The organism is Emticicia sp. BO119 (assembly GCF_013912375.1).
Taxonomy (GTDB): domain Bacteria; phylum Bacteroidota; class Bacteroidia; order Cytophagales; family Spirosomataceae; genus Emticicia.
In genome coordinates this window covers 29,129-53,408 of record NZ_JACETV010000009.1, presented here as the reverse complement: position 1 = coordinate 53,408, position 24,280 = coordinate 29,129, and the positions used below count along the sequence as shown (strand labels likewise).

The 24,280-nt window shown below is 35.7% G+C and carries 20 protein-coding genes; 8 read left to right on the top strand and 12 right to left on the bottom strand.

The window, feature by feature from the left end; all coding sequences use genetic code 11:
- Positions 1 to 67 precede the first annotated feature (67 nt).
- Both H1R81_RS22970 and H1R81_RS22965 read right to left on the bottom strand, forming a co-directional pair.
- Entirely contained in the window at positions 68 to 802 is a 735-nt protein-coding gene (locus tag H1R81_RS22970) for a LytTR family DNA-binding domain-containing protein (RefSeq protein ID WP_181843099.1), read from the bottom strand.
- Positions 783 to 1,886 carry a sensor histidine kinase gene (locus H1R81_RS22965; protein WP_181843098.1) on the bottom strand — a complete coding sequence of 368 codons (1,104 nt, stop codon included), beginning with the start codon at positions 1,884 to 1,886 and terminating at the stop codon, positions 783 to 785. The genes H1R81_RS22970 and H1R81_RS22965 overlap by 20 nt, the downstream gene beginning before the upstream one ends.
- A gap of 245 nt (positions 1,887 to 2,131) precedes the next feature.
- On the opposite strand from H1R81_RS22965, the gene H1R81_RS22960 reads away from it, so the two are divergent.
- From H1R81_RS22960 to H1R81_RS22945, 4 genes are all read left to right on the top strand, one after another.
- On the top strand, positions 2,132 to 2,860 hold the full coding sequence (locus H1R81_RS22960) for a DUF2490 domain-containing protein (protein ID WP_181843097.1): 729 nt from the start codon (positions 2,132 to 2,134) through the stop codon (positions 2,858 to 2,860).
- A 410-nt stretch (positions 2,861 to 3,270) separates the two neighbouring features.
- Positions 3,271 to 4,251 (top strand): GSCFA domain-containing protein, encoded by a 981-nt coding sequence (locus tag H1R81_RS22955; protein WP_181843096.1) that lies wholly within the window; start codon positions 3,271 to 3,273, stop codon positions 4,249 to 4,251.
- Positions 4,252 to 4,345: 94 nt separating this feature from the next.
- Positions 4,346 to 5,080, top strand: coding sequence for a YqjF family protein (locus H1R81_RS22950; protein WP_181843095.1), 735 nt, complete (start codon positions 4,346 to 4,348; stop codon positions 5,078 to 5,080).
- A gap of 62 nt (positions 5,081 to 5,142) precedes the next feature.
- Positions 5,143 to 6,246: an Mrp/NBP35 family ATP-binding protein gene (locus H1R81_RS22945; protein WP_181843094.1), complete on the top strand. Its 1,104-nt coding sequence runs from the start codon at positions 5,143 to 5,145 to the stop codon at positions 6,244 to 6,246.
- Positions 6,247 to 6,286: 40 nt separating this feature from the next.
- On the opposite strand, the gene H1R81_RS22940 is transcribed toward H1R81_RS22945, so the two are convergent.
- The 7 genes from H1R81_RS22940 to H1R81_RS22910 form a co-directional block, all read right to left on the bottom strand.
- Positions 6,287 to 6,610 (bottom strand): septum formation initiator family protein, encoded by a 324-nt coding sequence (locus H1R81_RS22940; RefSeq protein ID WP_181843093.1) that lies wholly within the window; start codon positions 6,608 to 6,610, stop codon positions 6,287 to 6,289.
- Positions 6,611 to 6,784: 174 nt separating this feature from the next.
- Complete coding sequence (gene eno / locus H1R81_RS22935) at positions 6,785 to 8,062, bottom strand: phosphopyruvate hydratase (protein ID WP_181843092.1); 1,278 nt, start codon at positions 8,060 to 8,062, stop codon at positions 6,785 to 6,787.
- 88 nt (positions 8,063 to 8,150) lie between these two features.
- A complete protein-coding gene (locus H1R81_RS22930) occupies positions 8,151 to 9,035 on the bottom strand; it encodes a YicC/YloC family endoribonuclease (RefSeq protein WP_181843091.1) in 885 nt (294 codons plus the stop codon).
- A gap of 337 nt (positions 9,036 to 9,372) precedes the next feature.
- Positions 9,373 to 9,555 carry a hypothetical protein gene (locus tag H1R81_RS22925; RefSeq protein ID WP_181843090.1) on the bottom strand — a complete coding sequence of 61 codons (183 nt, stop codon included), beginning with the start codon at positions 9,553 to 9,555 and terminating at the stop codon, positions 9,373 to 9,375.
- Between the two features lie 113 nt (positions 9,556 to 9,668).
- On the bottom strand, positions 9,669 to 11,066 hold the full coding sequence (locus tag H1R81_RS22920; protein ID WP_181843089.1) for a TlpA disulfide reductase family protein: 1,398 nt from the start codon (positions 11,064 to 11,066) through the stop codon (positions 9,669 to 9,671).
- A 4-nt stretch (positions 11,067 to 11,070) separates the two neighbouring features.
- On the bottom strand, positions 11,071 to 12,171 hold the full coding sequence (locus H1R81_RS22915; RefSeq protein WP_181843088.1) for a hypothetical protein: 1,101 nt from the start codon (positions 12,169 to 12,171) through the stop codon (positions 11,071 to 11,073).
- Complete coding sequence (locus H1R81_RS22910) at positions 12,168 to 12,797, bottom strand: ATP-binding cassette domain-containing protein (RefSeq protein WP_181843087.1); 630 nt, start codon at positions 12,795 to 12,797, stop codon at positions 12,168 to 12,170. The genes H1R81_RS22915 and H1R81_RS22910 overlap by 4 nt, the downstream gene beginning before the upstream one ends.
- Positions 12,798 to 13,227: 430 nt before the next feature.
- On the opposite strand from H1R81_RS22910, the gene H1R81_RS22905 reads away from it, so the two are divergent.
- The 4 genes from H1R81_RS22905 to H1R81_RS22890 all read left to right on the top strand — a co-directional run bounded on the left by H1R81_RS22905 (position 13,228) and on the right by H1R81_RS22890 (position 19,263).
- Positions 13,228 to 13,620, top strand: coding sequence for a hypothetical protein (locus H1R81_RS22905; protein WP_181843086.1), 393 nt, complete (start codon positions 13,228 to 13,230; stop codon positions 13,618 to 13,620).
- 282 nt (positions 13,621 to 13,902) lie between these two features.
- Positions 13,903 to 16,185 carry a TonB-dependent receptor gene (locus H1R81_RS22900; protein ID WP_220275293.1) on the top strand — a complete coding sequence of 761 codons (2,283 nt, stop codon included), beginning with the start codon at positions 13,903 to 13,905 and terminating at the stop codon, positions 16,183 to 16,185.
- A 35-nt stretch (positions 16,186 to 16,220) separates the two neighbouring features.
- A complete protein-coding gene (locus H1R81_RS22895) occupies positions 16,221 to 17,600 on the top strand; it encodes an HmuY family protein (protein WP_181843085.1) in 1,380 nt (459 codons plus the stop codon).
- Positions 17,601 to 17,895: 295 nt separating this feature from the next.
- Positions 17,896 to 19,263, top strand: a complete 1,368-nt coding sequence (locus tag H1R81_RS22890; RefSeq protein ID WP_181843084.1) for a Gfo/Idh/MocA family protein — start codon at positions 17,896 to 17,898, stop codon at positions 19,261 to 19,263.
- A 47-nt stretch (positions 19,264 to 19,310) separates the two neighbouring features.
- Here the strand turns inward: H1R81_RS22890 and H1R81_RS22885 are convergent, their stop codons facing one another.
- The 3 genes from H1R81_RS22885 to H1R81_RS22875 all read right to left on the bottom strand — a co-directional run bounded on the left by H1R81_RS22885 (position 19,311) and on the right by H1R81_RS22875 (position 24,258).
- Positions 19,311 to 21,101 carry an ABC transporter ATP-binding protein gene (locus H1R81_RS22885; protein WP_181843083.1) on the bottom strand — a complete coding sequence of 597 codons (1,791 nt, stop codon included), beginning with the start codon at positions 21,099 to 21,101 and terminating at the stop codon, positions 19,311 to 19,313.
- A gap of 252 nt (positions 21,102 to 21,353) precedes the next feature.
- A complete protein-coding gene (locus H1R81_RS22880) occupies positions 21,354 to 21,917 on the bottom strand; it encodes a thioredoxin family protein (protein WP_181843082.1) in 564 nt (187 codons plus the stop codon).
- A gap of 406 nt (positions 21,918 to 22,323) precedes the next feature.
- Positions 22,324 to 24,258, bottom strand: a complete 1,935-nt coding sequence (locus H1R81_RS22875) for an acetoacetate--CoA ligase (protein ID WP_181843081.1) — start codon at positions 24,256 to 24,258, stop codon at positions 22,324 to 22,326.
- Positions 24,259 to 24,280 lie beyond the last annotated feature (22 nt).

Below are 24,280 nucleotides of genomic sequence, written 5' to 3'. Positions count from 1 at the left end.
ATGCCTGTCTTTTGTGAAGTGTAGAGAATCATAAGATTTGTGTAGATTAAGTATTGGCTATTACCGTTTAGCTATCCTGATATTTTGTTCTGAATGTATCAATAAAACTTCTTCCTATCGGAATTTCCTGTTGAGCAATCATAAGTTTTGTCTTTTGAAAAGATACAATTTTATCTAATGAAACAATATATGACTGATGTACCCGACAAAACTGATCGTTAGCCAGCTTATTTTCAATTGTTTTCAGATTCAGTCTGGTAAGGATAGGTTTAGCATAAGTTTTGGTGAATATTTTTACATAATCTTTTAAGCCTTCAATATATAAAATCTCATCATAAAATATTTTTATCTGCTTGTATTCAGAATGGATAAAGAAAAATAGACGCTCTTCATTTTCAACTGGTTTTATTTCTCTTAGTTTTAGCAAATGTAGTTCATAAGCCTTATTTGCTGCCTTTAAAAAACGCTCAAAAGGTATTGGCTTCAACAAATAATCAAGGATACTTAAATCATAGCCTTCAAGTGCGTATTGCTCATAAGCAGTCGTAAAAATCACCATTGGCACGTATTCAAGTTTTTTTAAAAACTGAATGCCCGTAAGGGTGGGCATCTGAATATCAAGAAAAATTAAATCAATCGTATTTTCATTTAAAAAATTTTGGGCATCAATGGCATTAGAAAATACTTTTACTAATTCAAGAAATGGTATTTTCCTAATATCATCTGCTATTATTTGTAAGGCAAATGGTTCATCTTCAACAGCTATACACCTGACTTTTTCGTTACTCGGTTGGTTCAACATCTGTTAGTATTATGGTTAAATCTATACTAAAATATCCTCCTATATTCACGATGTTCAACTCATGTCTTTCAGGATAATGTAACATTAAACGTTTTTCAACATTCTGGATACCAATACCTGAATCTTCTGCATCTGAAAGGGAGTTATTGGCAAAGACGGGGTTTTTAACAAAGAGGTTGAGTGTACTACCTTCAACTTTAAGAATTATTTCAATAAGACTTTCTTGTTGGCTGTGTAAACCATATTTAAAAGCGTTTTCTACAAACGGTATAAACAAAAGCGGCTCGATGTTCCACTGTTTAATATCTCCCACATAGGTAAACCTTACTTCATTCTTTTCAGCAAGTCTCATTTTCTGTAATTCAATATAATTCTTCAGGTAATTAATTTCCTGCGTTAATGATACTTTATCATTTTTGGCCTGATAAATCATGTATCTTAACAATTGAGACAATTTTACAACAGAGTCTTCTGTCTTATCTGATTTTTGTCTGGCTAACCAACGGATATTATTAAGTGTATTAAACAAAAAATGCGGGCTGATTTGTAATTTTAATACCGCTAATTCTGCTGCGGTTTTTTCTAATGCTATCTGCTGCTTCTCCTCTTTATGAATACCATGTTCTTTTATAAGAGCTAATAGTGAACTCGCTAATATGACTAAAGAAAAAGACAATGTTGTTCTGAAAAAGAATGGGAAGGGAATAAATAAAAATCTTGGAGATTCTCTATGCTGAAACACTTGTATATCAGATCGGGGAAATCTTTGAAAATTAGGTTTTACGAAAGTGTCAAAAGTAAATTTATTAAGCAATAGCATCAAAATAAAAATGGCAACCATATACGAGACAAAGGCTGCAATATTTTTCCGGATAAACAGTGTTGGTGTAAGGAAATTCAGATTGAAATAAAAAATAGCTATCAGCATAATGTCATTAATTAATTGAGAAATAACAAATGACTGAAAATTAGCCTGGCGAAAAGCATTAAAATTACCATTAGGTATTGTCAAAAAAGGCATAATAACAAAAACTATCCAACCAATAATATGAAGCCATATCGAGTAGCGTTTAAGGAATTTCATTTAGGAGAGTTTAAGGTACAAAATATCAAACCTTAAACTAATACAGAATGATATAAGTAAAAGCAGAAAAAAGATAATCTGTATATTACTATGCCATTTGTGTAGATAATCAATAAGGATTATTTTTATAATGATATGATGATCGGGATTATATAATCTGAATAATTAAGCAAATTTCGTCTACTTTGTTACCAATAATAGTCATCTATCGTCTATGAAGTAATAACAACCATTTACATAAAAAAATGAAAAAACTGCCAATTCGTGTACACATACAAAACCCATTTATTAATTGTGAATTTCTGTTGTTTCTATCATTGAAAAATTACTTTTTTCTTATAACTCTTTTACTACCCCTTTTTGGATTTTCACAGGAAAGAAGTACTAATCTCTGGGCGGGCATTAATGCAAGCAAAAGTATTACCAAGAAAATATCTTTAGAGGCAGATATTCAATGGCGTATAAATAATAATCTTACTACTTCAAATGCTTACATCGCTGAATTAGGTGCGGGGTATAAATTCAATAAGCATTGGGAAATTATGACATTTTACCGTTTCATTACGCGTAGGAAGTATGATAAAGGAGAAGAGATTCACATTTTTAAACCCTATCATCGTTTTTATGCAAATCTTATCTATGACCATAAAATTGCATTCCTGAAGTTTGCTTACCGCTTACGTTATCAGAATCAATTTAAGGACGATAATGGTACGCTCGAAAATGACAAAAGCTATCTGAGAAATAGAGCCGAACTCTCTTACCCGAACAAAACTAAATTTACCCCGGCTATATCGGCTGACTTATTTTATAGAATGGGAGAAGAATTCGATGAGATCAGATACAAATCGGAAGTTAGCTACAAAATCAATAAAAAGAATACTTTCACAATCGGAGGATTTATTTCTCAAGAGTTTTCGGATAAAGATTTAGATGACTTTACATTCCAACTTACTTATAAATTGAAATTATAATTCTTAAAAGTCAATCTTACATCTAATTAAAGCCATGGATTTTTTTATGGCTTTATTCTAAATAAAATAATGAGGCTTTTGCCATTTAATCAATTCTTGAGTAGTGGAATGCAATAAATAGTTGTGAAAATTCGCTATTAATTAAAGTATCTATTAATAAAAAGGTAGTTTGGTACAGAGAGATATGGGAATTGACTGAGACTGGTTCTGGATAATAGATTATAATATAAATTTTGCAATTATTTCTTAGTATATATACAATAGTTTAAGGAATCTTCTCCTGAATATTATTTTTAATCTTTTTTTCAGAAAAAGTTTGCGAGTATCAATTGAAAAATATACTTTCGCAAATAGTTGATTATCAAATACTTAACTGTCCCTAAAACTAACCCCTAATAAAGTATAAAGAAATGGAATTCCGTACTGAAATTGAAGTGAGTCCTTCTCGCTTCCGTATCGGCACTGACTCCAGAATAATGACTGTTGGTTCTTGTTTTTCCGAGGTCATTGGAAGTCAATTAGCTGATAATAAGATTCAATGCTTATGTAATCCCTACGGGACTGTTTTTAATCCTTCTTCAATTTTCAAATTAGTCAGCAATAGTCTGCAAAATCAACCTGTTTACAAACATCTGATGGTAGAAAATTCAGGTATTTGGCAGCATTACGATTACCATTCAAAGTTTTTTGCCGGTTCAAGAGAAGAATTAGAAAGTTTATTGAATCAAACCAATAAAAAAGCGCAGCAGTTTTTAAGAAAAGCTAACTTCTTGATTATTACATTAGGTACTGCCATTGTACATCAACTGAAAGAAAATGGACTTGCAGTAGCCAATTGCCACAAAGCACCTGCTTCTAACTTCAAGAAAGATATACTAAGTATAAAAGATATTATTATGCGTTTCCGCTCAATGTATGAGTTATTAAAAATGCACAATAATAAAATTAAAATTTTACTGACTGTTAGTCCGGTAAGGCATACACGAGAAACCTTACAGCTCAACTCCGTCAGTAAAAGTATTCTTCGTACCGCATGTTATCACATGGAACAGGACTACCCCGATGTTCATTATTTCCCAAGTTATGAAATCATGATGGACGATTTACGGGATTACCGTTTCTATAAAGCTGATATGATTCACCCTAACGAGCAAGCAGAAAAGTACATCTTTGAAAAATTCTCTGAAACTTATTTTACTGAAGATCTCAATAGCTTTCTGAAAGAATGGTATAAGGTAAGAATGTCATTAAATCACCGTCCTATCCAGACCGACACACCCGCTCATCAAAAGTTCTTGGCAGACTTGCTGGAGAAATTAGATGGGTTCAGTGATAAATTTGATGTATCAAGCGAGAAAGAAAAGGTGCGTTCTCAATTGGTAGCGGCTTAATTTTTACTATACAATTACAAAAACTGACATATCCTTACTTATCTTTGTGAGGAGATATGTCAGTTTTTGTATTAATCTATCCTTAGTCTCGGCAATGCAAGAGAAATCTTCTGGAAAAACTACTTTTTTGGATGCCCAATGGAGAAAACTACTCATGGTTAATTATGAGGTTTCACCGGAAATTCTAAAAAAGTATCTGCCCTATAAAACTGAATTAGATTTGTGGAATAACCGCTGCTATGTAAGTCTGGTAGGATTCCTTTTTGTAGAGACCAAAGTGTTGGGTATTAAATTTCCTTTTCACACGAATTTTGAAGAAGTGAATCTGCGGTTTTATGTGCGCTATAATGATAATGGAGAGTGGAAAAGAGGTGTGGTTTTTATAAAAGAAATTGTGCCCAAGTTTATGATTACGCTTGTAGCAAATACAGTCTATAACGAAAATTATGCAACGCATCGATGTAAGCACGAAATATCCGAAAGCGATTCGCAGCTATTTGTAAAATATTCCTGGAAATCACGAAGTGGCTGGAATTACCTGCAAGCCAGTGCAAGTAATCAATCACATGCCATTTTGCCTGATAGTGAAGAAGAATTTATTACTGAACATTACTGGGGCTATGCCAGATATTCTGATAAAAAGACTAACGAGTATGAGGTAACACACCCACGCTGGAATGTTTATCCTTTAAGAGATTATTCTATAAAATGCCATTTCAGTGAACTTTATGGGGATAATTTTGCTTTTTTAAAAAACATTACTCCTACTTCTGTCCTATTAGCCGAAGGCTCTGAAATAGCAGTCTTAAAAGGAAAAACAATAAACTAAAAATCTGCTTTCCTTGTTGTTAGAGAGGTACGACAAAGTATTTACGAATTAATTACCATTGCATGGGAGAATTTACTATCACCAAAGAAAAAATACTACAAGCCCTAAGTACGGTTGAAGAGCCGGATTTAAAAAAAGATCTGGTTACGCTTAATATGATTCGCGACATTGTTGTCGGAGTCAATCAAGTTTCATTTACAGTCGTTCTCACTACCCCAGCCTGCCCATTAAAAGAGCTTATCAGAAAAAGCTGCGTAGACGCCATTCATAATTTGCTTAGTAAAGATATACAGGTAACTATCAATATGACGGCAGACGTTACTTCTATCAGAAATAACGCTCCCCTCTTAGATGGTGTAAAAAATATTATAGCTATTTCATCCGGTAAGGGTGGTGTTGGTAAATCGACAGTCACCGTCAATTTAGCCATGGCACTGAAAAAATCAGGGGCAAAGGTAGGTATTATTGATGCCGATATTTCCGGGCCTTCCATTCCTTTGATGTTTGGAGCAGAAAGTATGCAGCCATTGATTTCACAGAAAAATGGCAAAAATATGATTTCACCTATTATGCAATATGGCATAAAGATGATATCTATTGGTTTTCTTACCCCTCCTGATAGTGCTGTTGTCTGGCGTGGACCTATGGCAAGTCAGGCATTGCGTCAATTTTTTGGCGATGTAGACTGGGGCGAATTGGATTATATATTAATTGATCTCCCTCCGGGAACAAGTGATATACATTTAACACTGGTTCAGACGGTTCCGCTTACTGGTGCAGTTGTAGTTACTACTCCCCAGAAAGTGGCATTAGCTGACGTAAATAAAGGTATTTCGATGTTCCGCCAACCACAAATCAATGTACCAATATTAGGCATTGTAGAAAACATGGCCTACTTCACCCCTGCTGAATTGCCCGACAATAAGTATTTCTTATTTGGGAAAGATGGAGGAAAAGACATGGCAGATAAATATAATGTACCATTATTAGGACAAGTCCCAATTGTTCAGAGCATTAGAGAAGGTGGTGATGAGGGGCGTCCGGTTATGATGGATAACGAACCTATAACCAGCGAAGCATTCAAATCTACAGCAGAGGCTTTAGCACAACAAGTGGCTATTCGAAACGCCTCCGGTCAAAAGACAGCAAGAGTAGAAATCAGATAAATTAAAGAGCCTTTAAGTGCGTGCTTGAAGGCTCTTTTGATTACTCTTCTTTTTCGACAGATTGATTATTTTCATCAACTATCACAAAAACAGTTTCTCCAGTCTTTTTCATCAGGTATTTTTCACGGGCGAATTTCTCCATTGCATCGGCATTGCCCATTACTTCTTTTTCTTCTTGCTTCACTTTTTTCAGGGCATCCACATAGTATTCTTTTTCATTTTCGAGTTCACGGTACTTTTGCCAGAGTCGAAACTGAGCGATAAAATTACTGCCGTCAAAAAAAGCGATCCAGATTAATAAACCGAAAGTAGTAAGTACATAAAAACGGTACTTGTGAAGAAAAGCAGGGATGTAGATTTTCATAGACATATAAAGATTGGCCTCTTTGAATAAACGTAATGTTTAGCCCAAAGATTTGAATTAGGAAATAGTTAAAGCACGAATTTGTGTCAAAAATAAATATTCAAAGCAAAAAAACAAAAAGCACCTGAACAATTTTTATTGCCCGGTGCTTTTTGATTATTTATTTATCAGGTATCAGAACTTCAACCCAGGGAAATAAGCCAATTCGCCTAATTCTTCTTCGATACGAAGTAACTGGTTGTATTTAGCCATACGGTCTGAACGTGAAGCCGACCCGGTTTTGATTTGCCCTGTATTCAATGCTACTGCCAAGTCAGCAATAGTTGAGTCTTCTGTTTCACCTGAACGGTGAGACATGATGCTCTTGTATTTGTTTCTATGTGCTAAATTAACTGCATTGATGGTTTCAGTCAACGAACCAATCTGGTTTACTTTAACAAGGATAGCATTAGCAATACCTTTGTCTATACCTTCCTGTAAACGTGTTACGTTGGTTACAAACAGGTCATCGCCTACTAACTGGCATTTGTCACCAATCAATCTGGTTTGTTCAGCCCAGCCACCCCAATCGTCTTCTGCCATACCATCTTCAATAGAGATAATCGGATATTTATTTACCCAGGTTTCCCAATATCCTGCCATTTCAGAAGAGTTCAATTGTTTACCATCTGATTTCTTGAAGGTGTACAATCCTGTTTCTGCATTGTAGAATTCAGAAGCAGCCGCATCCATTGCAATAAATACATCTTCGCCCGGTTTGAAACCCGCTTTCTCGATTGATTGCAATACAATTTCGATAGCCTCTTCGTTCGATTTTATGTTTGGTGCAAAACCACCTTCATCACCTACGTTAGTTGAATAACCTTTCGACTTCAAAACTTTTTTCAGGTTGTGAAAAATCTCAGTACCCATTTGAAGCGCTCGTGAAAAAGAATCAGCTTTAGCCGGCATTACCATGAATTCCTGGAAATCTATTGAGTTATCTGCATGAGAGCCACCATTTAAGATATTCATCATTGGCACTGGTAAAGTATTAGCATTTACCCCGCCTAAATAACGGAATAATGATAAACCTGCTTCAAAAGCAGCCGCTTTGGCTACTGCCAACGAAACACCTAAAATAGCGTTGGCTCCTAAATTGCCTTTATTTGGCGTGCCATCAAGCTCAATCATGATTTTATCAATCAATCCTTGCTCAAAAACATTTGCTCCTAAAATTTCAGGGGCTATTGTATTATTTACGTTCGCAACGGCTTTCAATACACCTTTACCTACGTAAGTTTTAGGATCATCATCTCTTAATTCAACTGCTTCATGTGCACCTGTTGAGGCACCTGAAGGTACAGCGGCACGTCCCAAATAACCGTTGTCGGTTAGGATATCTACTTCAACAGTAGGGTTTCCTCTTGAATCAAGAATTTGTCTGGCGTGTACTCGAACAATTTGGCTCATAATAATTTAGAGTATTGGTAAAAAATATATGAAATCAGTAAAAAAACCTGTAATTTCTTAATAATTTGGCACAAAAGTAAAGAGAATTTTAAACAATATTCATTGTTTGTTCTTTAATCTTTTCCAATTCGTCTTTCATCTGCACAACTAATCGCTGAATAATCGAATCATTTGCTTTAGAACCAATCGTATTCACTTCTCTGCCGATTTCCTGAGCAATAAAATTTAAGCGTTTACCATTAGAAGCCGTTTTCAGCTCTTTAATAAAATATTCAAGGTGGTTTTTTAGGCGTACTTTTTCTTCCGAAATGTCAAATTTTTCAACATAATAAATCAATTCCTGCTCAAAGCGGTTTTTATCGAAGTTTTCATTTTGAATCCATTCTGATACGGCTTTTTCAATTCGCTCACGCACCATCGGAATACGCTTAGGTGCTTGCTCTTCTACTTGTGCTAACAAGCCATCAATACTTTCAATATACTCTCTGAATTTATTCTCGGTATTTTTACCTTCTTGCAGGCGAAATTCCTTACATTTGGCAATAGCTAATGTAACTGCACTTTTAATTAAACCCCACTCTTCCTGCGCATCTGCCTCACTTAAACCATCAGTATTAAACGCATTAGGCATCATGGTTGCCATTCTAAGTATTTCTGTTGGGCTTGGTTCAAACCCTAATTCAATAGAAGTTTCTTTTAAATCTTTAAAATACGCTTTCACCAGCGCACGATTAACCGCAGTAGATGCCGCAGCTTCATCTTTAGCAGTAATGGTCATCATAAATTCTACTTTGCCCCTTTCCAACTCCTGCGTAAGTATGTTTCTTATTTCGACTTCACGTTCTGAATAACCTCTTGGGATACGGCAGTAAATATCAAAAAATTTTGAGTTGAGCGATTTTATTTCGACGGTAACAGAGATTTTGGCATTCTCGAGGGTTGCCGAGCCAAAACCAGTCATTGAGTGTAGCATACAAAAAGTTTTACATCTATATATACCGCAAAGAACGCTAAAAAATGGGAGTAATTGATGGTTTAAGCCTAAATTTCTCATTAAAAATACCTAAGTATTTCACATTTTCTTGATGGCTCAAACTATTCTTACCTTTTCTATCGAATAAATTAATTTTTAATCTCGCTTTTTAAAATAAAAAGCAAACCTGTACAAGAAGGTTTACTTTTAAATATTACTCAAACTATAAAACATTACATATCAACCACCACCTTCTTAAAACCATTGGCTTTTGCTCGATCAATTCTATTTTACACATATCGTTGTTTCTGTGCTACTATCAATACAGCATCCATCTTTATAAATCAGCAGGGAAAATTGACAATTTCTGAAATTCATTCGAATAGAAATTGACTCCAAAGAACCATTTTGTCATTTCTGATTCGTTCATGCCCTCAGCCTGGTGGTAAAAACCATAGATTTTCGTGGCATCCTTAACCAATAATCCATTCCGTTTTTTTACAAAATTAGAAATTTCCATGGCCTTTTTTCCTTCTTCTGATAACAAGCCTTTTTCACCAGACTCAACCTTGCATATCCCTATTTGTAAGAGTTATTATAAAGACTTCATTAGGTTAATAAGTTCCCGGTAAACTATTCATTTCTGGCTAATACTTCTTCAATCTGCTGTATTAATGTTTTACCCTCTTCATCGCTTGGATCAACGACTTTTGAGACAGCGAAATTGCCATTTTTATCTATCAGAAAATAAGAAGGAACTCCAGAAACAGCGTAATTCTTTACTATCGCACTATTATCATCTGTCCGAACGTTAATGCCTTTCAACTCATACAATTTCACAGCTTCTTTCCACTCAGTTTCATTATCAATCGAAATCTGAATAAATACCACATCTTTATTCTTAAAATGCTCTTTTATCTTTTCTGCAAATTTCATATCAAAAATACAAGGTCCACACCAGCTTGCCCAGAAATCAAGATATATCACTTTCCCTTTATAATCCTTTAATGAAATTTCCTTACCATCTATATCTTTTAAAGAAAAATCTTTGGCAGGTGAGCCTTTAGCTAAAGTTCTTTGCAGATTAATGAGTTGGTTGATATAGTTTTTATATGCCTTATTCTGGACAAAAGCCAAATAATCATACGCCGGAGTCAAAATCTTCCCAATAGCACCATTAGCTTCAATTGCATTTTGCAGTTTAAAGCCCAATACACGTTCGGCTAATTCCTGAGAAATTTGTTTTTTAGAATAGAGCGATTTTATAAAATTATATTCATCGGCTTCAGTCAGATTTTTTTTCTTCCGAACCGCTTCTTTGGCAATAAATAAATCTATCAGATTAAGATAAGTATTGCCATATTCCAAAGAAGCCGCTTGTGCAACTGGTGGAATTTCTCCCATTTTCAGATTATTTCTGATACTATCTTGGGACCAGGAGGCATATTTTTCGCTTGAGAGAGTTTCAACTTTGTAATTCTGAATTGTACCTGTAATATCTGCTTTACGGGTATCTTTGAAGTTCTGAGATAAATTCTGATAATTCTCTAAAAAATCAATCTGCTTTGCCTGTTCTTCATCTAATTTTTCAAAATAAGCTTTCAATGGAAGTCTTCTCCAAGTTTCAACTTGTAATTCCCAGTCATTAACTATTTCAAATTTATTCTGATGCTCGGTATAATATTTCCCTTTTTCTGAACCCTGCCCGGTTACCTGTAAGGTTTTCCAGAAGTTTTTAGGATTAAATTTAAGTGTTATCTCATCGTTAGGCTCTACAATCCAGAAATGCAGACTCTGATCTCCATAATAAAAATCTATATAGGCAAGGTCTTTAAGGGTGGTGATAAAACTAAATCTGTTATCGTTATTCAAAGTTAATTCATATTCTTCTTCAGCGCTTACCCAATCACGGTGAAGGACTAAAATAGCTCTTTTTTCTGTCGGATCTTGAACCTCCGCTGATATTCTGAATGGACCCTGGGCAAATGTATTGGCAGTGATAAATAATAATAAAGCAAATATGCGAATCATAGTGTTATGGATTGAATTCTGACAAAAAATAATGCTTCCTGAAAACGAATGCAGCGATTAAAAAATTAATAAGAGCCATCAAAATTACAGGAATCTTAAACATTATCAATACTAAAAAGAGAATCCCTGTAAAAAACAATCTTTGCATAAAAGCATCGTGTGAAATATTGTTGATATATTGAACATGATGATTAAGGAATATCAATGATAAGACGAATATTAACAGAAAACTTATAAACAGATAGCTTGTGCCATCGGGTAAGTTTCTGATTAATACAACTATCTCAGGTAATAAAAGTATAAAATATGTCAATAAATAATTTAATAACCGCTTGTAATAACCGAGTGGCAGGTTCTTGGTAATTAATAAAAATCTATTTTCAAATATGAAATATTGCTGACAGAATACTGTATGCCCGGCCGCCACAAATAAGCCTCCTAAAGCCAGTAGCCTTTCATCATAATCATCTGTTGGGTAAAGATTACAAATACCTGTGAGCACAAGGCAACAAAATAATTTTGTTAATAACAACAAAACCGGTTGTTTCGAAAAAAGGTATCTGACAAAAAAAAAGTAAGCTGGAGTCTGAAAGCGCGAAATAAATTTTTGAATGGGTTTATTTCTTATCTGCTCCGAATTTGGTCTTCTTATTCTGTATTCATAAAATAAAGCGCCTATTAATATTAACGCTATATTAAAAACTATAATATACCCAACTTGCCACCATCTCTTGTCTTCAATACCAAATTTTATCATGGCAAGTGAATATAGAAAAGTCATTTGAATCAGACTGAATTGTAAAAGACAAAATGCAAGAAATCTTTTCGGTAGAGAAAATAATCTTGCATGAAACAGAAATTCATTTTGCTTAGATTCAAGCAATCTTAAGGTAAATAAAATAACTTTAAGGGCATGCAATGCCCATGCTACAAATATAAACCCCAATAAAGAAGAATATTTTAATGCGTTTTTTATGAATGTAATATGCTCAACAGCTCTTAAAAAACCAAAGGCAAAGAGCATGACTGCAAAGATGAATACTGCATTCTGTCTGTAATATTCTTTAATAATTGTCAGATTAAATATTCTGAATAAACTTTTCATTGCAGTTTTACGGCCTGATTCTGTACAAGATACATATTTTTAATGGCTAATTTCTCGAAACGAAAATCCTGATGTGAGGATAATAAAAAACTTACACCAAGGTTTTCGTAATAATCTTTTACTAAATCATAAACAACTTGTACACTGCGGTCATCTATAGTTATCAGTGGTTCATCAAGCATTATTAACCTCGGGTTGCCTAAAAACGCCGAAAGCAAAGATATTTTCTTTTGCATACCGCTCGAATAAGTGCCGATTGGTGATTTCCAGTATTGGCTTACACTCAATTTCTCAGCTAAATGATTTAACTGTTCCGTCGGAGTTCTTTTTGCGTCGGCAATAAATTTTAGTAAATCGTACCCACTTAAATAGTCAGGATACATAGGCTCAGCTTCACTAAGGTTTACTAATAACCGGTAAGCCACTACATCTTTACGGCAGTCCAAACCGTTGAATAATATTTCACCTCTATAGGGTAAAATACCAGCAATCGATCTGAAAAGTGTCGATTTACCAGAGCCATTATTACCCTTAAACCAATGAATACCTTCCGGAATTTCTAACTCCTCTATCTCTAAAATCCTATGATTATTATAACTTTTCAGAAAATTCTTAATGCTAAGCATGTTTTTGACAACACAATTTTTATGCGAAAGAAATAAATTTTTATGAATTATCCCTGATAAATTATTTATTTACTTATAGACTTAAAAATAGGCATTTTCTACTGTTTTTTAGCTTTTTGTACTATTCATAGCTTCAGTTTAATCATTTCTACCCAAATAAAATTCTGACCGAAAAATTAGTCTACTTTTTTGATAGGATTATTTAAACTTTCTCTTGTAGTTTTCCTAAAAACATTGCACTATTCTCATATTGAGGTATATTATTAAAACAACTTTCACGAATTAACAATTTATTAATTGACTTGTATTCAATTAGTTACATAACTTTGCATCAACAAAGGTTTTCAGTGGAGGCAATAAATGGTATAACTTTTTTTAGTTTAATCTTTTAAGTATTTACTCCAATAGAAAACAAAATTCAAAGAAAATTATGAAAGCACTAATTGTAGCAATCGCAATCATCGCAACATCAGCAAGCACAAGCTTTGCTCAAACAAACAAAAGCACTTCAAACGGGAAAGTAAGTGCATCAGAGAATGTGGCCAACCTTAATGTTCAGAATTTAGGTGGCCTACGTTTCAAATTGTCATTCGAAAATCCGACAAAACAAAAAGCGCAGATATTTTTGGTAGATAACGATAACATTGTTTACTACAACGAATACGCATCAGGCGATGCTCAATACGCCAAAGCATTTAACCTTAATAATCTAGTTGATGGTGAGTACACTTTCGTTATTCAAACACCAACTGAAAAAGTATCTCAAAGTTTTGTTATCAAAACACAAATTAACCGTGGTGCAACGTTAGCAAAAAATCGTTAATCACCATGAATTGCAGTCAAACAAACAAGAATTTATAGTCCTCACAAAACCTTTGTAACAACGGCATCGCTTCATCTGGAGCGATGCCGTTGTTTTTCCACTCAAGTGTACTTCCTAAATTACTGAATTAACAAACCTTTATACGATCTCTGATTTTAGCCGTTTTCTTGAGACTAATTATAGAATTTATAAATAAGTAAGAATTTTATTTGGAATTAGTCTAAATAAACTATTACATTTGTATGTTATTTATATTAAGTCTAAATAAAAATAAAATATAGAATGAGGTTTCTTTATCTGTTCATATTTGCTTACGCGATAGCTTTTACTATTTATTCCCAAGAACGTTCAGGAAAAGTTGAAGGAAGGGTAATTGATAACAATGGGGCTATCGCAGGTGCTTCAGTAGCGATTAAAAATACTCACTTGGGTCAGTTGACTCTGGCTGACGGCAGTTTTTCTCTCAATTCTCCTCCAGGGAAGCAAATTTTGGTTATACAGTTTATGGGCTTTCAGTCTTTTGAGAAAGAAATAGATATAAAAAGTGAAAAACTTGTTTCGCTTGGAAATATTACTTTAAATGAAAAATCCAATGATTTACAAGATGTAGTAGTCACTGGGCAATTCGGACCACAATCTGTCAGGAATTCTGTTTATCAGGTTCGTACCATTACCAATGAACAAATAAAATTGCGTGGAGCCACTAATATCCAGACCGTGTTGAATACCGAATTGGGAATGCGTTTCTCAAATGACTTGACTTTAGGAACAACTGATGTGCAACTAATGGGTATGTCCGGTCAGAATGTAAAAGTATTGTTAGATGGTGTTCCATTGGTAGACAGAGGTGCAACTCGTGAAAGTATCGGACAGATAGATATTAATATTATAGATAGAATTGAAATTGTAGAAGGACCTATGTCTGTAACCTATGGTTCTGATGCCCTCGCAGGGGTAATTAATATCATTACCAAAAAGGGTGAAGATGGCGCTAATTGGATACTTACTGCACGAGCCCAGGAAGAAACGTCAGGCAACGAATATCAGGCTTTTCAGGGAGAAGGTACTCATAATGAATTTTTAGGTTTAGCTTGGCAGAAAAAAGGCTTACAGATATCGGGGAACTTCACCCGTAACTTCTTCGGAGGCTGGCAAGGGCTTTCAACCGGACGCTCTAAAGAATGGATGCCCAAAGAACAGTATCTTACTACGGTAGGCATTTCTTACCGAACGCAGAAATTTAATGGATGGTATCGCTTTAATGGCACTAATGAAACACTAAAAAGTTTGGGAAACACCTACGTTAGTACACAAACCAATAATCTTTCTGCAACTGACCAATATTATATTACAACCCGCTGGTTTCATCAGATGCAGGGCGAATACCAATTCAATGCCTCAAATAGCCTGAATCTGGCTGCTTCTTACACAGATTATAGCCGAAATACTCAAACTACTGATATTGATCTGGTAAGAGACCGAAGAACCTTGTCTTTAATTGATGGCTCACAGGATAAAGCCATTTTTCAAACTACGTTTGCACGCTTAACAGGTCAGCACAAGTTCTCGCCGAAAGTATCATTACAACATGGCTTAGAAGCCAATATCAATTCAAGTGCTGGAGCGAGGATACAGGGGACTCCAACCATTAATGAGTTTGCTTATTTTGCCTCTTCTGAATTAAAACTCAATTCCAATATCAACATTCGCCCAGGATTACGACTCATCAGAAATTCTATTTACGATGCGCCACCAGTAATTCCTTCTATCAATACAAAATTTACTTTAGCAAACGGCCTTGATTTAAGAATAGCTTATGCGCGTGGATTCCGGTCACCTGCCCTTCGTGAATTATATTTTACTTTTTTTGATAGTAATCATTCGATCAGAGGAAATACAAATCTGAAGGCGGAAAACTCAAATAGTTTCAATGCTTTTCTATCTTATCAACTCATTGAAAAACCTGAACTTCGACTGAACTCTACTTTAGGAGTCTTTTATAACGTATTTAATAACCTTATTTCAATTGGCGTTGACCCTAATGATCCAAAGGTCTCTACCTACCTTAACGTAGACCTGTACAAAACAACTGGTACTACCTTTAATAATACATTTTATTGGGAAAATCTGCAAGCTACATTGGGATATTCTTATATAGGCCGTTTCAATCGTTTTTCAACTACTGAAAGCCTGCCTGAGTTTACATGGTCGAGCGAAGTAAATACCAACATCCGTTATACTTTCACTAAAATTGCCACAAGCATAAGCTTATTCTACAAATTTACTGGTAAGCAACCGGGCTATCAAGCTATTTCAATAGAGTCAGGAGTCCAAACACGGCTCGCTGAAACTGCTGGTTTCCATACATCTGACCTGACATTTAATAAGGTATTTTACAAAAATTTCTCGCTCCTTGCAGGCATCAAAAACCTGTTTAATGTCACAAGGGTAACTAATAGCGCAGTTGACAGCGGAGGAGCACACAGTTCGGGTGGAGGATCTGTACCTATGTCTTATGGGCGCTCTTATTTTCTCGGCTTGACCGCACAATTAACAAAGCATTAATATTTTTATCCAATACAAACCAAAGTTTAAACCCAATGAATCGATTATTCAACAAATTTCTGATTGTATGCGGCATTATAATGCTGGGAGCATGCAAAGAAGAAGTAGAATTGCCTGACAACTTAGCAGGATTTACTACCACACAACAAGGCATTGATGGTGAAGAAGCAACCATCCAGATATCATTAAGTCGCTCCACTGACATAGCAATTCCGATAAGTATTCAATTAACTCCAGCATTGGTTACTTATGATAAGGAGTTTGTGACAGAGCCAGCAGCTGTTAACAATGTGGTCAATGTGACAATTCCATCAGGACAATTTGGGGTTTCTTTCAAGGTAAAGAAAAAAGCAAATGTATTTTTGAATGGTGATGAAACACTTACTTTGAAAATAAATGCAGTCGGTAGCCCTGTATTAACAGGAACAAATACTGAATTAAAATTAAGTTTCGCCGCTATTACTTCCACCGGAAGTACCTTGACGCTCGAGGGTAAAACCTCAGAATCAAATTATACGAATGCTGTTTATGTAGACCTAAGCGCTAACGCTACTACGCTTGTTGACAGAAGAAGCTGGAATTTAGGATTTTATCAAGGTGGTCAGTTTAGGGTAATCCTAAATCCGGGTTATGAGTCTTCTGCTGCAGCTACTGCTAAAACAGATATTACTGCCGTAACATTAGCTGATACTTCTTCAGTACCAAATCTGGAATTCATTCCAGGAGTAGATCAGAACACCGCAGCTTTAACTGACGCATGGGATGGTGACCTTACTAAAACTGCTTTTGCAGAGGTTTCGGCTACAGAATCTCAAAACAAAGTGTATCTGGTGTGTTTCCAGGGAAGCAAAGCTAAAAAGCAATGGTTTAAAGTAAAGGTAAATCGCAATGGTGAAGGCTATAAAGTACAATTTGCAAGAATTGGCGAAACAACTATCCAGACAGTTGATATTGCTAAAAATGCTGATGTTAATTTTACTTTCCTGTCTTTAGAAACCGGTAAAACTGCTACTGTAGAGCCTCGTAAAACTAACTGGGATATTCAGTGGGGATATAGTACTTCAAACGCAGGCACAAATCCTCCATCGCCTTACTGGTTTCAGGATTTCGTATTGCTTAATTATGTTGCCGGAGCAGAAGCAGCTGAAGTTCTTGAAAGTACGGTTACCTACGCTAATTACGTTGAAGCAAATATTGCTTCTACTGTCTTTGTTAAAACAAGAGATGCCATTGGTAGCAAATGGCGTTCAACCGCACCTGGTGGTACTACAGGTATCAGAAAAGATCGTTTCTATGTCGTGAAAGACCCATTGGGTAATATATATAAATTGAAATTTGTGAGCATGGGGCTTGGATCTGATGGTGGTGAGCGCGGTAAACCAGTAATAGAATATAAGTTGGTAAAGAAACAATAAAATCTTTTAGGTTAAATTCAAACCCCGAGCGAAAAGGTCGTAGAAATTCTATGACCTTTTTTATTATTCCACAATTATAACTTATTCCAACTTATCTAAGCTATTTGTTGTAGAATATTGTATAGTAGTCTATATTAGCCAGTAATCTGTAAAGAATGCCATTGAATGTCTGCGATTCCGGCTTATATTTGAGTATTATTTTTTGCAAGTATCTGCTAAAATTTATAAAAGTATTAAGAAAAATTCTTAAACTTGGTAGATTTTAAAAACATCAAAGTCAACCCCTCTATTTCTAATGAATAACTTTAATATTAACCGACGACGCTTCATGCAAGGCGCGTCTGCTTCTTTGGCTTTATCTACTTTTGGCGCAAGAGGCATGGACATTATCAATCCACCAACTGCTTATCGTGTCGCATTAATCGGTACAGGTTGGTATGGCAAAAGTGACTTATTCCGCCTCATTCAGGTCGCTCCTGTTGAAGTAGTAGCTCTTTGCGATGTGGACAAAAATATGCTTGAAGCGGCAGGAAAGCTCGTAAGCCAACGCCAGAAATCTGGCAAAGTTCCTAAACTTTATACTGATTATCGAAAATTATTGGCTGACAACCAATTAGATATAGTATTGGTGGGTACTCCTGACCATTGGCATGCCCTTAATATGATTGATGCAGTAAAAGCAGGCGCCCATGTATATGTACAAAAACCTATCAGTGTAGATGTAATGGAGGGCGAGGCAATGGTCGCAGCTGCACGTAAATATAATAAAGTAGTGCAGGTAGGCACACAACGTAAAAGTACCCCCCACTTAATTGAAGCAAAAAAGAATATCGTTGATGCCGGTTTATTGGGCAAAGTATCACATGTAGAAATGTGCTGCTATTTTCATATGAGAAACAATGGAAATCCTCCGGTAGAAGCAGTACCAGATTTTCTGGATTATGAAATGTGGACTGGTCCCGCTCCTATGCGTCCGTATGATGGCTTACCGCATATCCGTTGGTGGCGGACATTTAAAGAATATGGCAACGGCATTATGGGTGACATGTGTATTCATATGTTCGACACAGTACGTTGGATGTTGAAATTAGGCTGGCCAACGAAAATTTCTTCAACAGGAGGCATCTATGTACAAAAAGAGGGAAAATCTAATATCGAAGATACACAGTCTGCAATTTTTGAATATCCTGAACTGAATTGCGTCTGGCAACACCGTACATGGGGCACGCCAAATAATCCTGATTATCCCTGGTCATTTACCCTATATGGTGAGAAAGGCACATTATGGGCAAGTACAATGGCTTATGATTTTGTTCCACAAGGTAAAGGCGATAAAATACATAAAGATGTAATTTATGAAAGAGAAAAATATCCGGAGGATTTAACAGAAGAAAGAATAGAGTTGAATGCAGCTCCTGCAACTCGCCTCCATATGTTAGATTTTCTTTCGGCTATTGAAAGTAAAGGAAGACCAGTAGCAGATATTGAACAAGGTCATATTTCAACAGCAAGTTGTCTATTAGCAAATGTTTCTATGCAAATAGGCAGGCCAATTGTCTATGACCCGGTAAAACGCGAGATAGTAGGCGACCGGGAAGCCAACGGTCTTTTGGCACGCCCTTATCGCAAGCCTTATATCCATCCGGATCCGAAAAAGGTTTAGGAGTATTTTACATTTATACGAATAGGCAGGCGAAAGTCTGCCTATTTTTATTGCTCATCAATATCAAAAGTCTTGGCTATTTTTTCCAGATTCAGGCTTCGGGCAGAGGCGTTGAAAATTTCACGATAGACACCATTTTTATCATATAATTCCTGATGAACTCCCTGCTCTACTACTCTTCCTTTTTTCATCACAATAATCTTATCTGAATCAATAATCTGTGATAAGCTATGTGAAATAATGACAACTGTGCGTCCTTTTTTAATATCGTCCAGACTATTCTTGATTTGCTCGGTAGCAATGGCATCAAGGCTGGCGGTAGGCTCATCTAAAATAATGATTGGTGGATTTTTTAGAAACAATCTGGCAATGGCAATTCTTTGTTGCTGACCGCCTGACAATAGTTGGGCGTCTGACTCATATTTGTCCGGCAATTCCATAATCTGTTCATGTAAAGAAGCTTGTTTAGCCGCTTCCATGATTTCTTCCTTAGTGGCAATCATGTTGCCATAGCGAATATTTTCTTCGATATTGCCTCTAAAAATATGATTCTTCTGCAAAACCATTCCTATATCATCACGAAGAAATTGGGTATCATATTTAGTTAAGTCTATGCCATCTAATAATATTTGTCCTGAATCGGCCGCATAAAATTTCACTAATAGATTTATTAAAGTACTTTTCCCTGCCCCAGAAAGGCCGACTAAAGCGGTTGTTTTGCCATTTTCAATTTCAATAGAAATATCATTTAATGCCTTTGTTCCATTCGGATAAGTGAAATCTACATTTTTCAATAAGTAGTCTCCTTTGATATGAACAGGCTGAAAAGTACCACTTTTTTCAAGTGCTCTTTTATTATCCAGAATATCAAAGAAGCCCTCTGAATAGGTCAGTGCATCGTTCATTTCATCATAAATACGGTGTAACTGACGGATAGGAGCAGATACGCTATTAAAGAGCATAATATGAAACATAATGGCCCCTATTGAAATCTGTCGGTCTAAAACCAGATAGGCCGTCAGAATAATAATCAGGACCACCCCTATCTGTTCTACAAAACTCTTGATGGCATCAAATAAAAAGTTGGTTCTGCGGGTGGTCAATTGCAAATCCATGAGTTTCATCTGCAGGCCATATTGCTTGGTCTCTTCATATTTTTCTCTCACAAAAGATTTAATGACTACTATTGATTCTATCAGGTTAATAATGCCGTTGCTTTTATTTTCCCGTTGAAACTTTAGTTTTCTTCTTACTCCTTGAAGCTTATCTGCCTGCACATAGCTTATCCAGAAATAGACAGGTAAAATCATAGTAGCGACTATACCTACGTAAACATTTGCAGTGTACATCACGATTAGTGCCATGATCGAATTGGCAAAGAGTGGCAGAATATCAATAAAAAAGTTTTGTACCAATTTTGTCAGGCTTTCAACTCCCCTATCAATTCGGGTCTGTAATTTACCTTTCTGGTTTTCACTATCTGCATAAAATGCCATCTGATAGCTTAGTATCCTGTTAACTACCTCTTGAGATAAATCAGTTGAGATATTTATCCTTATTTTTTCTCCATAGAACTTCTGTCCGAATGTGATAAAGGAGTTAATTACCTCTTTGATACAAAGAATCAAGGTAATTTCTAATAGTAGCGGATAGCCTCGTTGAATCGTCAGATGTTTATCTAACATTCCCTGAATAGTGTCAACGGTATAACGCAATACCCACGGATTTACCTGAGCAGTGATTGAGCCTAATAAAGTGAGTATTAAAGCAAGATAAATCAAGCCCCGGTAAGGCTTAACAAAAGGTTGCAAACGTTTGAATATACTCCAGATATTCATAGAACCTGTTTAAACTTTTCTTTTTTTTAGAAGCCTAGCCCGAAAATTTACTGTTTGAGCGTCAGCGAGTTTAAATTTTCTTGATTTTTTTGTTACTTTTTGTATCAAGACAAAAAGTAAGGCTAAGAACAAGCATCAATTGTATAGTTTTTATATAAGTTTAAACAGCCTCATATTATAGTTATGCTGGAAATAGTAGTATTAAATCTTAAAATAAATGATATTATTATAGATGCTTATTGAATATTTCCCCTATTGTTTCCACTTAATATTACAACCCATACTTGGATACTGAATCTCTGAGACCAATTGATTGGCTAATATCGCATTTAAAGCCCCTCTCAAATCACTACCGGTTACAGGCTTAGGGTTTTCCATTTTGGGTCGGGACTCATCCAGGCGACCTCTGTAACGTAAAGTCAATGCTCCGTCAAACACATAAAAATCAGGTGTGCAGGCTGCTTCATAGGCACGGGCAGTATCCTGACTTTCGTCATACAAGTATGGAAAGGTAAAGCCCGATTCTCTGGCAAAAACCTTCATAGATTCCGGGCTGTCCTGCGGATACTGTTCTGCATCATTTGAGCTTATAGCAACAAATGAGACTCCTTTGGGCTGAAAATCTCTTGCCAGTTTAACCAGTTCATCTTTCACATGGAGAACATACGGGCAATGATTGCAGATAAACATTACTACTGTTGCCTTTTCAGAACGTAAATCATTCATCGAAAGTAATTGTCCGGAAATAGTATCAGGCAATATAAAAATAGGAGCCAATGTCCCTATCGGAAGCATAGTTGATTCAGTACGAGCCATAATTCAATTTTATTTCTGGAGGATTTATAAGCAATTTAAGTAATTTCTATATATTATCGTGAGGGAAATACTCGTTTTAATTGTAAGATAGATAGATTAATTAAACCATTTAGGTTTTAATTAATCTAAGAATTAAAATGATTATAAAAATTATGAAAAATCGATCAAAATTTCGTTCACTAACCTTGGTAGGACTTTTTGCCCTACTTACTTTGTCGCTTTCAAGTTGTGTGTATAGTGGTCGACCAGTTCGCTACTATGACAGGCCTGCGGTTGTTCATCGTCCTTATTATAGAGTTCAGCCAAGAACAAGAGTTGTTGTAGTTCCAAAATATAACAGACATCACCACCATAACGACAGACGTCATTATAACAATAGTCGTAGCCGTAATCATCGTGGCAGATATTAATTGATATTTTGGTTTACAAACCAGTCTATTGACTGAGGGTTTCGCATAGCGTCAAGAGAAACCGCTTTCACAACAGAAGTGCCCATCAGGATTTTTTTGATGGGCATTTCCATTTTTTTACCACTAATGGTATAAGGTATTTCAGGAACCTCAAAAATTGCATCAGGTACATGTCTTGGGCTGTACTGTATTCTGAGCTGAGCCTTAATTTTACTTTTTAACTCCTCGTTTAATTCCTGATCTTCATGCAGAACTACATACAAAGGCATAAAAAAACTCCCATCTGTTTTTTCAATACAAACAATCAGACTATCTTTTATTTCGGGTAATGATTCTATCGCATTATACACTTCCGCTGTGCCAATTCTAACCCCATCGCGGTTCAAAGTGGTATCTGATCTTCCATAGATAATAACTCCTAAGTTTTGGGTAATCTTTATCCAGTCGCCATGCGTCCAGACACCAGTATATTTTTCAAAATAACTGCTTCTATACTTTTGATTTTCTACATCTTTCCAGAAATACAGAGGCATAGAAGGCATTACCTCTTTAATTACCAGTTCTCCTACTTCCCCATACACAGGCTTTCCTTCATCATTCAATGCTTCTATGTCAGCTCCTAACATCCGACACTGGATTTCACCCGAATAGACAGGCAAATACGGGCAGCCTCCCATAAATGCGCTACAAACATCCGTTCCGCCACTCAATGAAATTAAATGCACATTTGTAGAAATATGCTTATATATCCACTCAAAAGCCTTTGATGGCAAGGGAGATCCTGTTGAACCCAACGTTTTAATCTTAAGTAAGTTACCTTTAAAAAAGTTGGTATCCTGCTTCATATAATTGATATAGAATGCTGCTCCACAACCAAAATGGTCTACCTTTGCTTCTTTAGCAAATTGCCATAAAATATTAATATCCGGGTATCCAGGAGAACCATCGTAGAGGCATAAGGTTGCTCCACATGCCAAAGAAGAAAGCGCAAAATTCCACATCATCCACCCGGTTGTTGAGTACCAGAAGTATCGTTCACCCACCTGTACATCCTGATGCAAAGCAAGTGCTTTCAGATGTTCTATCAGATTTCCGCCCGTACTATGAGTAATGGCTTTGGGCTTTCCGGTAGTACCAGATGAATACAGTATCCAGATCGGGTCATTAAATTCAACGGCCGTAAAATTTAACTTTTGTTTAGGTTTAGCCGACACTATAAGTTCCCAGGCTGTACTATCTACAATGATAGTATCTATTAATGACGGTAATTGATTTGATAGTTCTTTTACAATACTTAATTTATCGAAGATTTTCCCACCATAATGATAGCTATCGCAAGCAAAAAGAATTTTTGGTTCTATCTGCTGAAAGCGTTCAGCCAGACTCTCGACCCCAAAATCAGGTGAACAACAAGACCAGATTGCCCCAACAGAGTTTACTGCTAAAAATATAGCAACTGTATCTGGAGTATTCGGTAAATACCCAACTACCCTATCACCTTTCTGAACTCCTTTTTCTTGTAAATAATTTTGTATTGTTAAAACCTTGCTTTCCAGGCTCTTCCAGGAAATCTCAGTTAAAGGTTGTGTTTCAGATTGGTATATAATAGCTGGTCTATCAATATTTTTATGACGGAAGATATGCTCTGCATAGCTTAAAGTTACACCTTCAAACCATTTCGTACCAATCATTTCATTCGATGGTTGGTTTAGCACATTCAGATAGGGCGGAATTACCCCTGAGCTGCTTTGAATCTCGAAAAATTGATAAATTGATTCCCAGAATTCAGCAATATTATCAACCGACCACTGCCATAAAGCCTGATAATCTTTGAAAATCAGATTTTTACTATTCTGTAACCAGGATTCGTATTTCCTTAAATTTGATTGCTCTATATACGTGGAAGAAGGAGTCCAGAGAGGAATATTCATGCCTGTTTCTTATTTTAAGGCA

Bases quoted from the DNA above. Each gene is read 5' to 3' on its own strand.
- H1R81_RS22970 (WP_181843099.1), bottom strand. From the start codon at position 802: ATGTTGAACCAACCGAGTAACGAAAAAGTCAGGTGTATAGCTGTTGAA.
- H1R81_RS22965 (WP_181843098.1), bottom strand. From the start codon at position 1,886: ATGAAATTCCTTAAACGCTACTCGATATGGCTTCATATTATTGGTTGG.
- H1R81_RS22960 (WP_181843097.1), top strand. From the start codon at position 2,132: ATGAAAAAACTGCCAATTCGTGTACACATACAAAACCCATTTATTAAT.
- H1R81_RS22955 (WP_181843096.1), top strand. From the start codon at position 3,271: ATGGAATTCCGTACTGAAATTGAAGTGAGTCCTTCTCGCTTCCGTATC.
- H1R81_RS22950 (WP_181843095.1), top strand. From the start codon at position 4,346: ATGCAAGAGAAATCTTCTGGAAAAACTACTTTTTTGGATGCCCAATGG.
- H1R81_RS22945 (WP_181843094.1), top strand. From the start codon at position 5,143: ATGGGAGAATTTACTATCACCAAAGAAAAAATACTACAAGCCCTAAGT.
- H1R81_RS22940 (WP_181843093.1), bottom strand. From the start codon at position 6,610: ATGAAAATCTACATCCCTGCTTTTCTTCACAAGTACCGTTTTTATGTA.
- eno (WP_181843092.1), bottom strand. From the start codon at position 8,062: ATGAGCCAAATTGTTCGAGTACACGCCAGACAAATTCTTGATTCAAGA.
- H1R81_RS22930 (WP_181843091.1), bottom strand. From the start codon at position 9,035: ATGCTACACTCAATGACTGGTTTTGGCTCGGCAACCCTCGAGAATGCC.
- H1R81_RS22925 (WP_181843090.1), bottom strand. From the start codon at position 9,555: ATGGAAATTTCTAATTTTGTAAAAAAACGGAATGGATTATTGGTTAAG.
- H1R81_RS22920 (WP_181843089.1), bottom strand. From the start codon at position 11,066: ATGATTCGCATATTTGCTTTATTATTATTTATCACTGCCAATACATTT.
- H1R81_RS22915 (WP_181843088.1), bottom strand. From the start codon at position 12,171: ATGAAAAGTTTATTCAGAATATTTAATCTGACAATTATTAAAGAATAT.
- H1R81_RS22910 (WP_181843087.1), bottom strand. From the start codon at position 12,797: ATGCTTAGCATTAAGAATTTTCTGAAAAGTTATAATAATCATAGGATT.
- H1R81_RS22905 (WP_181843086.1), top strand. From the start codon at position 13,228: ATGAAAGCACTAATTGTAGCAATCGCAATCATCGCAACATCAGCAAGC.
- H1R81_RS22900 (WP_220275293.1), top strand. From the start codon at position 13,903: ATGAGGTTTCTTTATCTGTTCATATTTGCTTACGCGATAGCTTTTACT.
- H1R81_RS22895 (WP_181843085.1), top strand. From the start codon at position 16,221: ATGAATCGATTATTCAACAAATTTCTGATTGTATGCGGCATTATAATG.
- H1R81_RS22890 (WP_181843084.1), top strand. From the start codon at position 17,896: ATGAATAACTTTAATATTAACCGACGACGCTTCATGCAAGGCGCGTCT.
- H1R81_RS22885 (WP_181843083.1), bottom strand. From the start codon at position 21,101: ATGAATATCTGGAGTATATTCAAACGTTTGCAACCTTTTGTTAAGCCT.
- H1R81_RS22880 (WP_181843082.1), bottom strand. From the start codon at position 21,917: ATGGCTCGTACTGAATCAACTATGCTTCCGATAGGGACATTGGCTCCT.
- H1R81_RS22875 (WP_181843081.1), bottom strand. From the start codon at position 24,258: ATGAATATTCCTCTCTGGACTCCTTCTTCCACGTATATAGAGCAATCA.